Source organism: Mesorhizobium sp. B1-1-5 (genome assembly GCF_006443065.1).
GTDB lineage: Bacteria > Pseudomonadota > Alphaproteobacteria > Rhizobiales > Rhizobiaceae > Mesorhizobium.
On sequence record NZ_VFWS01000137.1, the window covers coordinates 1 to 13657 of the forward strand.

The following is a 13657-nucleotide window of genomic DNA, read 5'->3' on the forward strand; positions in this document are numbered from 1 at the left end:
GTCACGGAATGGATTCTATGGTCTGCGCGCGTCGCTTCGCTCCTTGCTCCGCCATAGAATGACGACGCGACAGGGCGGCTCCGAGGTTGGCGAAAGCGCCTGAACTTCGTCATCCACGGGCGGAGCGGGAGCGTAGCGGACGCGTAGACCCGAGGATCCATTCCGTGACCTTGATCGAAGGGCGCGGCGGAGCAGAATTCTGCACCGTTGCAATGCCTTAGCCTCACCGAATGGATTCTATGGTCTGCGCGCGTCGCTTCGCTCCTTGCTCCGCCATAGAATGACGACGCGACAGGCCGGCCCGAGGTTGGCGAAAGCGCCTGAACTTCGTCATCCACGGGCGGAGCGGGAGCGTAGCGGACGCGTAGACCCGAGGATCCATTCCGTGACCTTGATCGAAGGGCGCGGCGGAGCAGAATTCTGCACCGTTGCAATGCCTTAGCCTCACCGAATGGATTCTATGGTCTGCGCGCGTCGCTTCGCTCCTTGCTCCGCCATAGAATGACGACGCGACAGGCCGGCCCGAGGTTGGCGAAAGCGCCTGAACTTCGTCATCCACGGGCGGAGCGGGAGCGTAGCGGACGCGTAGACCCGAGGATCCATTCCGTGACCTTGATCGAAGAGCGCAGCGGAGCAGAATTCTGCACCGTTGCAACGCTTTGACGTCACGGAATGGATTCTATGGTCTGCGCGCGTCGCTTCGCTCCTTGCTTCGCCATAGAATGACGACCAAATGACACGTGTTGGTGAGAGGCCTATCGCGCCAGCCCAAAAATCGCGCCGCAGTCGAGATGCCTCTCCAGCTCGGCCGCGACCTCATCCAGCGCCTTCTCGACATCCGCGCGATAGTTGATACCGCCTCCCCTGACGCCAAGGCTCTCCAGATAGGCGGCGCGAAACGCGTCGGCGGAGAACAGCCCGTGCAGATATGTGCCGATCACCTTGCCGTCGGCAGAGACCGCGCCATCCTCCGTGCCGTTGAGGATCGTGGAGGGCCGCGCCGTATCGGGGCCGGTGGTTCGGCCAAGATGGATCTCATAGCCCTCGAGCGGCAGGCCGAACTGCACCGAATGCGCGCTTGAATTGCGAACGGTCTTCTCAGGTTCCATCACCGTTTCGATGTCGAACAGGCCAAGGCCTTCGGCCTCGGTGACGCTGCCTTCGATGCCGTCGGGATCGCGCACCATGCGGCCGAGCATCTGGTAGCCGCCGCAGATGCCGACGACATGGCCGCCGCGCTTGCGATGGGCGAGGAGATCGCGATCCCAGCCGTTCTCGCGGAATTTCAGGAGATCGCCGATCGTCGATTTGGAGCCGGGGATGACCACCAGCCCGGCATCTTCCGGCAGCTTCTTGCCCGGCGGCACGAACACCACCTCGACCTGCGGCTCGGCCCTGAGCGGGTCGAGATCGTCGAAATTGGCGATGCGCGCCAGCATCGGCACCGCAACCTTCAGCGCCCGTTTCTCGCCGGAAGCGAGGCGTTCGAGCACCACGGAATCCTCGGACGGCAGCCGCCCGGCCACCTTCAGCCACGGCACGACGCCGAAGCAGCGCCAGCCGGTGAATTTTTCGATCGCACTGATCCCGTCGTCGAACAACGAGACATCGCCGCGGAACTTGTTGATGAGATAGCCGGCGATCATGCGCCGGTCTTCCTCCGGCAGGATCAGGTGCGTGCCGGCCACGGACGCAATCACACCGCCGCGGTCGATGTCGCCGACCAGGATCACCGGCACATTGGCGCGCGTGGCAAAGCCCATATTGGCGATGTCGCGGCTGCGGAGATTGATCTCGGCGGGCGAGCCCGCGCCCTCGACGATGACCAGGTCGGCGCCCTCGGACACCTTCGTCCACGAATCGAGCACCGCGTCCATCAGTCCGGCTTTCAACGCCTGGTAGTCGCGCGCCCGCGCCTCGCCATAGACTTTGCCCTGCACCACCACTTGCGAGCCGATATCGCTCTGTGGCTTGAGCAGCACCGGGTTCATATGGACGGTCGGCCTCACCCCGCAGGCCAGCGCCTGCAGCCATTGCCCGCGGCCGATCTCGCCTTCGCCGGCTTTGTCGTCGCCCGGAATATCGGCGACGGCGGCGTTGTTCGACATATTCTGCGGCTTGAACGGCCGCACCTTCAGCCCGCGATTCTTCGCAGCACGGCAAAGCCCCGCCACCAGCACGGTCTTGCCGACATCCGAGCCGGTGCCCTGCAGCATGATCGCCTTGGCCATCAGCCTCTGCCTCCTGAACCAATGGTCGATTTCTGCGCCAGCGGTCCGCCGCGCCAGAGATAGAGCGCTATCAGCGGTTCCTTGCCTGTGCGCATGGCATGGCTGACATTGGAGGCGTGGTGAATGACCTCGCCGGCGTCGCGCGTATGAAAGTTCCCCTCGCCCATCCGCCATTCCGTGCCGCCGGTCAGTGGAATGTAGATCTCCTCGGCGATATGGTGATGGTCGGGATAGACGATGTCCGGGCCAAGGATCAGCAGGCCGCCGGCGACCTTGTCGTTGACGAAATACCCGCGCGTGCCGAACACTTCCAGCCAGCCGTAATTGTCGACGAAGCTGTGCCCGAAATCGGCGGCGGTATAGGTCTGCCCCCAGCGCAACTCGTCCCGATGGTCGGCAACAAATCGCGTCAATGGCCTGGCGTCGGCCGGTGCAAGCTCGACGAGCCGGTCAAGATAGCGGAGGCAGCCAAGCGCGCGCGGTTCGAGAGAACGCACAGGCATGTCCCAGCCGATGCGCGCGACTTCGTCCGCGACCCGGTCACTGTCGACGCCGGCGAGATAGGCTTGCAATCGCTCCAGCAACTCATCGAAAATTGTTGGCACGCAAGAGCTCCGTTCGTCATTCCATGCACAGCCGGTTCTCAACGGCCCGGGTTGCGCGGCGGCATCATTGGTCTAGATTGAACGGCGCGCAAAGCCAAAAACGACAGGCCAGAAGGCCTGAAACGACAGGGAGCACGCCATGGACGCGGCAGTCGATGCGGGCACTGGCCAATTCGAACTCAACGAGGAACAGCGCGCCATCCAGGAGATGGCCCAGGCTTTCGCGGCGGATCGCGTCGCGCCCAATGCGCTCGACTGGGACAAGGCAAAGCACTTTCCCGCCGATGTGATCCGCGAGACCGGGCCGCTCGGCCTCGGCGGCATCTATGTGCGCGACGATGTCGGCGGCTCGGCGCTTGGGCGGCTCGATGCCGTGCTGATCTTCGAGGCGCTTGCCCACGCCGATCCGGCCTTCTCATCCTTCATTTCCATCCACAACATGGCGGCCTCGATGATCGACCGCTTCGGCTCAGACGAGCAGCGCCAGCGCTTCCTGCCGAAACTGACCTCCATGGAGTGGCTCGCGAGCTATTGCCTGACCGAGCCCGGTTCAGGCTCGGATGCGGCCGCGCTGAAGACGCGCGCGGTAAAGAGCGGCGGCGACTATGTCTTGAACGGCGCCAAGCAGTTCATCTCCGGCGCCGGCGACAGTGACATCTATGTCGTGATGGCGCGCACCGGCAGCGACGGCCCGAAAGGTATTTCGACCTTCGTCGTGCCCAAGGATGCGCCGGGGCTGTCCTTCGGCGCCAACGAGCACAAGATGGGCTGGCACATGCAGTCGACCCGCCAGGTCATCTTCGAGGATTGCAAGGTGCCGGCCGACAACCTGCTTGCCGCGGAAGGCGCCGGCTTCGGCATCGCCATGGCCGGGCTCGACGGCGGACGGCTCAACATCGCCGCCTGTTCGCTTGGCGGCGCGCAATCGGCGCTCGACAAGGCGTTAGCCTACACCGCCGAGCGCAAGGCCTTCGGCTCCAAGATCAACCAGTTCCAGGCGCTGCAGTTCAGGCTGGCCGACATGGAGACGGAGCTGCAGGCGGCCCGCATCTTCCTCTACGCCGCCGCCTCGAAGCTCGACCGCAAGGCGCCGGATGCCGGCAAATGGTCCGCGATGGCCAAGCGCTTCGTTACCGATATCGGCTTCGACATCGCCAATCAGGCGCTGCAATTGCACGGCGGCTACGGTTATCTGCACGATTACGGCATCGAGAAGCTGGTCCGCGACCTGCGCGTCCACCAGATCCTCGAAGGCACGAACGAGATCATGCGTGTCATCATCGCGCGGACGTTGATTGGGCGCTGACGCAAAATCGGGAGAAAACGATGGCAACCATCGCCTTCATTGGTCTCGGCAACATGGGTAATCCGATGGCTGCCAATCTGGTAAAGGCTGGCCATTCGGTGTTGGGCTTCGACCTTGTGCCCGACAACCTGACCGTCGCGAAGGAGCATGGCGTTACCGTCATGGCGAATGCCGTCGCCGCGGTGAAGGACGCCGACGTCGTCATCACCATGCTGCCAGCCGGCAAGCATGTGCTGTCGGTCTATGAGGACATTGCGCCCAAGGCGAAGAAAGGCGGGCTGTTCATCGATTCCTCGACCATCGATGTCGAATCGGCTCGCAAGGCGCATGCCATTGCCGCGAAGCATGGTCACCCGTCGATCGACGCACCCGTTTCCGGCGGCACCGGCGGCGCCACGGCCGGCACCCTCACCTTCATGGCCGGTGGCTCGGATCAGGCGTTTGCCGCCGCCGAGCCGATCCTGAAGCCGATGGCCGGGCGCGTCGTTCATTGCGGCGGCGACGGCGCCGGACAGGCCGCCAAGATCTGCAACAACATGATTCTCGGCATCTCGATGATCGGCGTCGCCGAAGCGTTCGTGCTGGCCGAAAAGCTCGGCCTGTCGCACCAGGCGCTGTACGATGTCGCCTCGACCTCGTCGGGCCAATGCTGGTCGCTCACCACCTATTGCCCGGTGCCCGGCCCCGTTCCGGCCTCGCCGGCCAACCGCGACTACAAGCCGGGCTTTGCCGCCGCCCTGATGCTGAAGGACCTGAAATTGTCGCAGGAAGCCGCACAGAACGCGGGCGCCGCGACCCCGCTCGGCGCCGAAGCCACGCAGCTCTACGCCTTGTTCAATGCGCAAGGCCACGCCGGCGCCGATTTTTCCGGCATTATTAATTTCCTACGCGGAAATCCGGCATAAGCCGCTGATTTTCAAAGATTCTTTCCACAATTTGCCGGTGCGAAGCCGGCAAATTTAGATTTGCTTAAGGTCTCGCTAACGCACCGGTAACGATGTGCCTTTAAAACGGACTGCGAGGCGGACATCGCGTCTGCCCGGCGCTCCGGATCAGGTCTCGCGTACCGGAGCCCGTAAATTTCGCAAGTATTCTCGTAGCGAAATGCCATGTGTATCTGGCAAAGCCGCGTTCCCGCAGGGACGCGGTTTTTGCGTTTTAGAACGTCGCCAACTTCGTCATTCCAGGGCGCAGCAGGAGCGAAGCTCCGTCGCGAAGACCCTGGAATCCATGCCGTGACTTCGAAGCGCTGCAACGGCGCAGAGTTCTGCTCCGCTGCACCCCTCGGCGGAGGTCACGGAATGGATTCTATGGTCTGCGCGCGTCGCTTCGCTCCTTGCTCCGCCATAAAATGACGACTGGCTGCGTTTCGCCTCGTCAGCGCTTGCGCAAATCGGCATCCGCGAGATCGAGCGCCCTGGCGATGCGCTCGCAAGCCATGTCGATCGTGTCGCGCGTCCAGATCAGCGGCGGCGACAGGATCATCGTGTCGCCGGTGGCCCGCAGCATCATGCCCTGCGCGATCGCGTGGTCGCGCACGACGACCGCCGCACTTCCCGACGGCAAATAGCGTTCCTTGGTCGCCTTGTCCTTGACGATCTCGATCGCGCCCATCAGGCCGATCGAGCGCACCTCGCCGACCAGTCTGTGTCCGGCGATCTGCTCCTGCAGCGCCTGCGCGAAATAGGGACCGGTGTCGTTCTTGACGCGCTCGACCAAGCCTTCCTTCTCGATGATCTCAAGGTTCTTGAGCGCCACCGCGCAAGCCACCGGATGACCGGAATAGGTGTAGCCGTGGTAGAACTCGCCGCCTTTCTCGACCAGCGTCTTGGCGATGCGGTCGCCGACCAGCAGCGCCGACAGCGGCTGGTAGCCCGAGGTCAGCGCCTTGGCGGTGGTAATGGTGTCGGGCTCGATCCCGAAAGTCTGCGCCGCGAACCATTCGCCGGTGCGACCATAGCCGGTGATCACCTCGTCCAGCATCAACAGCACGTCGTATTTGCGGCAGATGCGCTCAACTTCCGGCCAGTAGCTCATCGGCGGGATCTTCACCCCGCCTGCGCCCATCACCGGCTCGCCGATGAAGGCGGCGACCTTGTCGGCACCGGCTTCGAGGATCGCGTCCTCGACCGCCTTCGCCGCGCGGATGCCGAAATCATGGTCGCTTTCGCCGGGCAACGCGAGCTCATAGGCATAGGGCATCATCACATGGACGATGTTGGGCACCGCGCCGCCGAGCTGCTTGTGCATCGGCTCCATGCCGCCGAGCGACGTGCCGGCGACCGTCGAGCCGTGATAGGCCGACTTGCGCGAGATGACGCGATTCTTCTCGGGCTTGCCTTCAAGCGCCCAGTAGTGGCGCACGAGCCTGAGCGCCGTGTCGTTGGCCTCCGACCCGGACGAACCGTAGAAAACCTGGCTGACATGCGTCGGCGCCAGCTCCGCCAGCTTCTTCGACAACAGCACCGGCGTCGGCGTCGAGCATTTGAAGAAGGAGTTGTAGTAAGGCAGCTCCTTCATCTGTGCGTAGGCCGCCTCGGCCAGCTCGTCGCGGCCATAGCCGACATTGACGCACCAGAGGCCCGCCATGCCGTCGAGGATTTCGGTGCCGTCGGCATCGTAGATGAACGGGCCGTTGGCATGGGTGATGATGCGCGAGCCCGTCTCGCGCAGCTCCTTATGATCGGTGAAGGGATGCAGGTGATGCGCGGCATCGATCTGCTGAAGCTGCTTCAGCGAATAATTCTGATAGGTCATGGATTTGATCTTTCCTCTTGAATCAATCCGGCAGCGGCCGGGGCGGATTCGTCAGAGGAAGGCAGGCGGCGAATAGCCGATACGGGCGCACAGCCGCAACAGCTCGGCGCGCAGCGTGCGCGGTGACGGCGTCACCGCGACCCCGAAGGCGCCAGAAGTGCTGAAGCGGATCATGGCGGCAGCTTATGCCGTCTGAGGCCTAGAATTCAAGCTGTTCCGGTTAGCGCCCGCTGCAGGAATATGTAGCGCATCGCCGTCTGTGCCGCCTGCGGCCGGCGGTCGCCGCGCCCGCCATGGCCGCCTTCGGTCTCCTCGAAGAACAGCGTCCGGCCGTGGCCTGCCTCCTGCAGCCGCGCCGCCATCTTGCGCGCATGTCCCGGATGGACGCGGTCGTCGGCGGTGGACGTCATCAACAGCACTGGCGGATAAGCGGCATCGGCCGCGACATGCTGGTAGGGCGAATAGGCGCCGAGCCAGGCCGCCTCCTCCGGCTTCGACGGGTCGCCATATTCGGCGATCCACGAGGCGCCGGGGGGCAGGTCGGTGTAGCGCAGCATGTCGAGCAGCGGCACGTCGATGATGACGGCGCCGAACAGCTCCGGTCGTTGCGTCAGCGACGTGCCGGTGAGCAGGCCGCCATTGGAGCCGCCCTGGATGCCGAGTTGCGCCGCCGTGGTGATGCCGCGCCGGACCACGTCCTCGGCCACGGCCGCGAAATCGTCGAAAGCGTTCTGGCGCTTGCCCTTCAGCGCCGCCTGGTGCCAGGCCGGACCAAACTCGCCGCCGCCGCGGATGTTGGCCTGGACATAGGCGTTGCCCCTGTCCAGCCAGAGCTTGCCGCGAATGCCGGCATAGCCGGGCAGCAGCGGCACTTCGAAGCCGCCATAGCCGTAGAGCAGCGTCGGCACCGGTCCGTTCTGGTCGCGCCGCCGCACCACGAAATACGGTATCATCGTGCCGTCCTTCGAGCGCGCCTGGAACTGCTCCGAGATATAAGGCGAGGCGTCGAAGCGGGCCGGCTGCGACTTCACCGTTTGAAGCGTCTCGCCATTGTCGTCCGACCAGATGATCGAGCTCGGCGTCAGGAAATCGGTGAAGGAGAAGGAGACGCTCAAGCCAAAATGCTCGACATGGCTGATGCCGACATTGCCGTTGTCGGGCAGCGTTATCCGCTTCAGCGACCAGCCTTCTGCGGCGCGGTCGCAGGCTATGATCTTGCCGCGCACATTGTCCATCAGGTTGATGAACAGCCGGTCCTGCGTCCTGGCGAGGCCGGCGATCGAAACGCGGTGCGCCGGCTCGAGCACGGTCTGGAACGGCCCGAAGGCACCACTCTCGATCCAGCGATCGAAATCGACCGAATAGAGCCCATCGGGCAGGCAGCGCGTGCCGTCCGGCGCCGTCCAGGGGCTGCGCACGCCGAAGATCAGTTGGCCCTTGAAGATCGCCGTGTCGGTGGCGTCGTCGGGCAGCGGGATGCGCCGGTTCTCGCCCGAAGCCAGCCGCAGGAAACTGTGCGAAGTGAAGAAGTCGAGCGTCTTGCCGAGCAGCACGTGCCGCTTGTCGCCGTCATATTCGACGCCGCCGCCGACCGCGAGATGTTGTTTCTCGCCTTCGAGGATCGGCGTGGCGTCCTCAAGCTTGGTGCCGCGCCGCCACAGCTTGATCACGCGCGGATAGCCGGACAGCGTCTTGTCGTCTTCCTCGAAAGCGGCAGAGACGATCACGGTATCCTCATCCAGCCAGGAAAAGCCCGACTTGGAAGCGCGCGCGGAAAAACCGCCGTCGACGAAAGACTTCGTCGCGATATCGAATTCGCGCATCTCGCTGGCATCGCCGCCATCGGGCGACATGTAGAGCAGGCAGCGGTTGAAATCGGGATAGAGCCGGCTCGCCCCGCCGAATACCCACTTCACGCCTTCCTTCGCGGAAAGCTGATCGAAGTCGATGATCGTCTCCCAATCGGGCCTGTCGGTCTTATAGGACGCGACTGTGGTGCGCCGCCAGAGACCCAGCGCATTGGTCTTGTCCTGCCAGAAATTATAGACGTCGCCGGCAAGTGCTGCCCCGACCGGCATATTGTCCTCGGCGGTCATCAGGTCGAGCGCGGTCTCGAACGCGGCCTGATAAGAAGGATCGCCCTGCAGTTCGGCGACCGTCAGCGCATTCTGGCGATGAACCCAGTCCAGCGCTTCCTTGCTGTTGCGATCCTCAAGCCAGAGGTAGGGATCGTCGGCGGCCAATTCGAGCTGGGTTTTGGTCATCGTGCTGGTCATGCAGGTCTCCATCCGGCGGCCCCGCCTACATCGCGTTCGCTGCCTTGATATTCAAGAGCCATTTCGGGACCGATTACAAAACCCGCCGGCGCGTGATCGTCGCCGCCGCCAGCGCGGCGCAAATGGCGCCAAGCGTGACCGGCAGGCCGGCGGCGCCGATGACGTCCATGACGCCGCCGGTGAGCGGCGGCACGACGATGCCGCCAAAACCCCACATCAGCGAGAAGGCGGCATTGCCGGCAACCAGCGCCGAGCCGGTGAAGCGTTCGCCGAGCTCGATGATCGACATCGTGTAGATGCCGTAGGAAACGGCGCCCCAGATAAAGACGCAAGCCCAGATCAGCGGCGTCTCGATCAGCGCCGGCAAAGCCACGCATCCAAGGACGGTCACCGCCACGCAGCCGAACCGCACCAGGCGCGCCGTCAACCTTTCGGCGAGCAGGCCGAGCGGTACCTGCATGGCGATGTTGCCGGCGATCATCACGGAAAGCAGAGCCGACATGCGCGCCTCGGGAATGCCGTGATGCGTCCCGTAGACGGGCAGCAGCGCCAATATCGCCTGCTCGAACCCGGCCGCGACGATCACCGCCGACATAAGCAGCCAGGCCATTGGTATGAAGCCCAGCACCGAAACCTTGTTCTCGGCCTCGTCGACGTTCGGCAGCCGCTTCACCACCACGGCCAGGCAGCCGCCGCAGAAGAGCAAGGCAAGAATGCCGACAAGGAAAGGCGGCCAGCCTTCCGTGCCGACGGCGAGCAGGCAGAGCGGCCCGGCCGCGAAGCCCGCCGAGATGATGGTTGAATAGATACCCATGACGCGACCGCGCCGCGCCGGCGGCGCCAGAGCGATCACCCAGATTTCGCTCAAGACATAGAGCGGGTTGGTCACCACGCCGATCAGGAAGCGCAGCGGGAACCACAGATAGACATTTTGCGTCCAGCCGATCAGCGCCAGCACGAGCGCCGAAAGCGCCGCGCAGGTCAGCGCGGTCCGCCCCGCCCCGAACCGGCGCGCCAATCCCGGGATCAGCGGTGAGGACAGGATGAAGCCGACCGGCGTCATCGCCGCCGACAACCCGATCATTGCCGGCGATACGCCCTGGCGCTGCAGGATAAAGCTGAGCAGCGGATAGGAAAGCCCTTGCGCGATGGCGAAGACAGATACGGTCGCGATCACCCCGGTGATCGCGGCCCACTGCACCGTCTCGTCGCTTTCCGAGCCCGCCAGCGCCATCATTGCCGCTCCAATCTTCGGAGCCTTAGCCGCTACCGGCGACAGCCGTAAGGGCCAACGGCGGCGAAAGCGCATGTTCCAGCCAGTCCCTGTCAGGAGCGCTGGCGCTGCAAGGAACAGCACAAGCGAACGGCACCAGCAACGCATCGAGCCCGACGATGACGGCAGGCAGCCGAGCGGCCGAGCGCCTGCAGCCGGCTCCCCTTCCCTCATGTCGCTTCCCTCGCCCTAGTGGTCGCCGCCTCCTCACCGGCTGCATTGCGGCCAGTCCATTATGCCGGCCAAATTCGCATCCTCACGAGGCTTCTCATGACTGCCGCCCTTCATCCTGCCGAGCCGGCACTGGCAACCGATCGCGCCCGCCGTGGCGGCCGCGCGGGAAAGCGCGCCGGCGGTTCGGCCGCCTTCGAGCAGCCCGCCTTCCGGCAATTGAAGAACCCGCTGACGCCGACCAGGCTGGTGTCCGATGACGAATTGGAAACGATCCACCTCGCCTCGCTGCGCGTGCTGAGGGAAATCGGCGTCGACGTTCTGCACGACGAGGCCCGCCGCATCATGAAGGCGCATGGCGCCGACGTGCGCGAAGGCTCGGAGCGCGTGCGCTTCGACAGCGACATGATCCTCGAGCTTGTCTCGCATTGCCCGTCGGAGTTCACGCTGCATGCCCGCAATCCGGCGCATAATCTGCGCTTCGGCGGCAACAACGTCATCCTGTCGATGATGGCTTCGGCGCCGAACTGCTCCGACCTTGACCGCGGCCGCAGGCCCGGCAACCAGGCCGATTACCGCAACTTCCTGCGCCTGGCGCAAATGCACAACATCCTGCACTGCACCGGCGGCTATCCGGTCGAGCCGATCGACATCCATCCGTCGGTGCGGCACCTGGAATGCATTCGCGACCTCGCCATGCTGACCGACAAGGTCTTCCACATCTATTCGCTCGGCAAGGAACGCAACGTCGACGGCATCGAGATCACCCGCATCGCGCGCGGCATCAGCCGCGAGCAGCTGATGCAGGAACCGTCGGTCTTCACCATCATCAACACCAATTCGCCGCTCAAGCTCGACGTGCCGATGATGGAGGGCATCATCCAGATGTCGAGCATGGGCCAGGCCGTGATCGTCACGCCCTTCACGCTGTCCGGCGCCATGGCGCCAGTCACCGTCGCCGGCGCGCTGGTGCAGCAGAACGCCGAGGCGCTCTCCGGCATCGCCTTCGCACAGATGGTCAAGAAAGGTGCGCCGGTCGGCTATGGCGGCTTCACCTCCAATGTCGACATGAAGTCCGGCGCGCCGGCCTTCGGCACGCCCGAATATATGAAGGCGCAGCTCGTCGGCGGCCAGCTCGCGCGCCGCTATCAAATTCCCTACCGCACCTCCAACACCTGCGCCGCCAACACCGTCGACGCCCAGGCCGCCTATGAAAGCGTGTTCTCGCTGTGGGGCGCGATGCAGGGCGGCGGCAATCTGATGATGCATGGCGCCGGCTGGCTGGAAGGCGGCCTGCGCTGCTCCTACGAAAAGACCATCCTCGACATCGACCTTTTGCAGATGGTGGCTGAATTCCTCACCCCGCTCGACCTCTCGGAGGATGCGCTCGGCTTCGACGCCATCCAGTCGGTCGGCCCGGGCGGGCATTTCTTCGGCACCCAGCACACGCAGCAGCGTTACAAGACCGCCTTCTATTCGCCGATCGTCTCCGACTGGCGCAATTTCGAGACATGGGCCGAGGCAGGTTCGCCGACAGCGCTGGAACGCACCAACAAGATCTGGAAGGAGCGCCTTGCCTCCTACGAGGAGCCCTATATGGATCCGGCCATCCGCGAGGAGCTCAACGACTTCGTCGAGAAACGCCGCGCCGAAGGCGGCGCGCCGACGGATTTCTGATCATCTGTGTTGAGTATGAATAGTCGACCCCCACTCCGTCGAGCTTCGCTCGACACCTCTCCCCCGATCGACGGGGGAGAGGAAAGGCGCGCGGCGATTCCAGTTGGCTCCTTTCCTCTCCCTCCAGAGGGGGGAGAGGTGGCGCCGCGAAGCGGCGACGGAGTGGGGGAAGGCGCTGCTCAAACGCGAAGCCGCCGTAAACAAGGCACAACCAAGCGCGCAAGAAATCTCCGGCAAGCGGGCAATCAAGCGGAAGCATTGCTTTGGCTTGAACTGAAGGCACGCAAGCTCGGCGGCTACCGCTTCACGCGCCAGTTCTCCATCGGGCCATTCTTCGCCGACTTCGCTTGCAGCGAGCGTTGGCTGGTCGTCGAGGTCGATGGATCCCAACACGCCGACAGCTCATATGACCGCCGCCGCGACGACTTCATGCAAGCTCAGGGTTACTCGATCCTGCGCTTCTGGAACCATGACGTCTTGAAACATCGTGGTTCCGTCTGTGAAACCATCCTTGCCGCGCTTGACGGCAGGCTGACCGAAAACATCGCGGCGTCGGATCTCCGCTTTGTCTTCACACCTCGATCCCTCGATTCAGTATTTTCAAACACGGATCTATCTGCATGAAATCCCACGTAAAAGCGGTTGTCATCGGCGGCGGCGTCGTCGGCTGTTCGGTGCTCTATCACCTCGCCAAGGCCGGCTGGACCGATATCATGCTGATCGAGCGCTCGGAGCTGACCTCCGGCTCGTCCTGGCATGCGGCGGGCGGCTTCCATACGCTGAACGGCGACCCGAACGTCGCCAAGCTGCAGGCCTATACGGTCCAGCTCTACAAGGAGATCGAAGAACTCTCCGGCCAGTCCTGCTCGCTGCATCTGACCGGCGGCGTCATGATGGCCGATACGCCCGAGCGCATGGACTTCCTGCGGCTGGCTCACGCCAAGGGCCGCTATCTCGGCATGGATACCGAGCTGATCACGCCCTCGGAAGCCAAGGCGATGTTCCCGCTGATGGACGAGACGAACTTCGTCGGCGCCATGTGGGATCCGGTCGAAGGCCATCTCGACCCATCGGGCACCACCATCGCCTATTCCAAGGCGGCGAAGAAGCTCGGCGCCGAGATCGTGCTGCGCAACCGCGTCGTCGACCTGACGCAGCAGCCGGACGGCACCTGGAACGTCGTCACCGAGCAGGGCACGGTTCATGCCGAGCACGTCGTCAACTGCGGCGGCCTGTGGGCGCGCGAGATCGGCCGCATGGTCGGCGTCGAGCTGCCGGTGCTGGCCATGGAGCACATGTACCTCTTGACCGAACCGTGCCCTGCTCGGTGACGACGTTCCAGGTGCCGTCCGGCTGCTGCG

10 protein-coding genes and 1 pseudogene are annotated in these 13657 nt (G+C 64.1%); 5 read left to right on the forward strand and 6 right to left on the reverse strand.

The window, feature by feature from the left end:
* Positions 1-755: 755 nt before the first annotated feature.
* The gene (locus FJ980_RS26300) at positions 756-2231 is read right to left on the reverse strand and encodes a cobyric acid synthase (protein WP_140546604.1); all 1476 of its coding nucleotides are present in this window, start codon (positions 2229-2231) and stop codon (positions 756-758) included.
* Entirely contained in the window at positions 2231-2836 is a 606-nt protein-coding gene (locus FJ980_RS26305) for a dimethylsulfonioproprionate lyase family protein (RefSeq protein WP_140546605.1), read from the reverse strand. Before FJ980_RS26305 ends, FJ980_RS26300 begins: the two co-directional genes overlap by 1 nt.
* Positions 2837-2975: 139 nt before the next feature.
* Between FJ980_RS26305 and FJ980_RS26310 the strand changes: the two genes are divergently transcribed.
* Entirely contained in the window at positions 2976-4142 is a 1167-nt protein-coding gene (locus FJ980_RS26310; RefSeq protein WP_140546606.1) for an isobutyryl-CoA dehydrogenase, read from the forward strand.
* A 20-nt stretch (positions 4143-4162) separates the two neighbouring features.
* On the forward strand, positions 4163-5047 hold the full coding sequence (gene mmsB / locus FJ980_RS26315) for a 3-hydroxyisobutyrate dehydrogenase (protein ID WP_140546607.1): 885 nt from the start codon (positions 4163-4165) through the stop codon (positions 5045-5047).
* Positions 5048-5519: 472 nt separating this feature from the next.
* Here the strand turns inward: mmsB and FJ980_RS26325 are convergent, their stop codons facing one another.
* The 4 genes from FJ980_RS26325 to FJ980_RS26340 form a co-directional block, all read right to left on the reverse strand.
* Positions 5520-6899 (reverse strand): aspartate aminotransferase family protein, encoded by a 1380-nt coding sequence (locus FJ980_RS26325; protein WP_140546609.1) that lies wholly within the window; start codon positions 6897-6899, stop codon positions 5520-5522.
* 51 nt (positions 6900-6950) lie between these two features.
* Positions 6951-7073 carry a hypothetical protein gene (locus FJ980_RS26330; RefSeq protein ID WP_041003987.1) on the reverse strand — a complete coding sequence of 41 codons (123 nt, stop codon included), beginning with the start codon at positions 7071-7073 and terminating at the stop codon, positions 6951-6953.
* Positions 7074-7105: 32 nt separating this feature from the next.
* Positions 7106-9175, reverse strand: coding sequence for a prolyl oligopeptidase family protein (locus FJ980_RS26335; protein ID WP_140546610.1), 2070 nt, complete (start codon positions 9173-9175; stop codon positions 7106-7108).
* Between the two features lie 73 nt (positions 9176-9248).
* Entirely contained in the window at positions 9249-10409 is a 1161-nt protein-coding gene (locus FJ980_RS26340; protein ID WP_140546613.1) for an MFS transporter, read from the reverse strand.
* 309 nt (positions 10410-10718) lie between these two features.
* On the opposite strand from FJ980_RS26340, the gene FJ980_RS26345 reads away from it, so the two are divergent.
* The 3 genes and pseudogenes from FJ980_RS26345 to FJ980_RS26355 all read left to right on the forward strand — a co-directional run.
* Entirely contained in the window at positions 10719-12296 is a 1578-nt protein-coding gene (locus FJ980_RS26345) for a trimethylamine methyltransferase family protein (protein ID WP_140546611.1), read from the forward strand.
* 162 nt (positions 12297-12458) lie between these two features.
* Positions 12459-12920 carry a DUF559 domain-containing protein gene (locus FJ980_RS26350; protein ID WP_246676564.1) on the forward strand — a complete coding sequence of 154 codons (462 nt, stop codon included), beginning with the start codon at positions 12459-12461 and terminating at the stop codon, positions 12918-12920.
* Positions 12917-13612: pseudogene (locus FJ980_RS26355) on the forward strand (FAD-binding oxidoreductase); the annotation flags it as partial. The gene FJ980_RS26350 and the pseudogene FJ980_RS26355, both read left to right, overlap by 4 nt.
* Positions 13613-13657 lie beyond the last annotated feature (45 nt).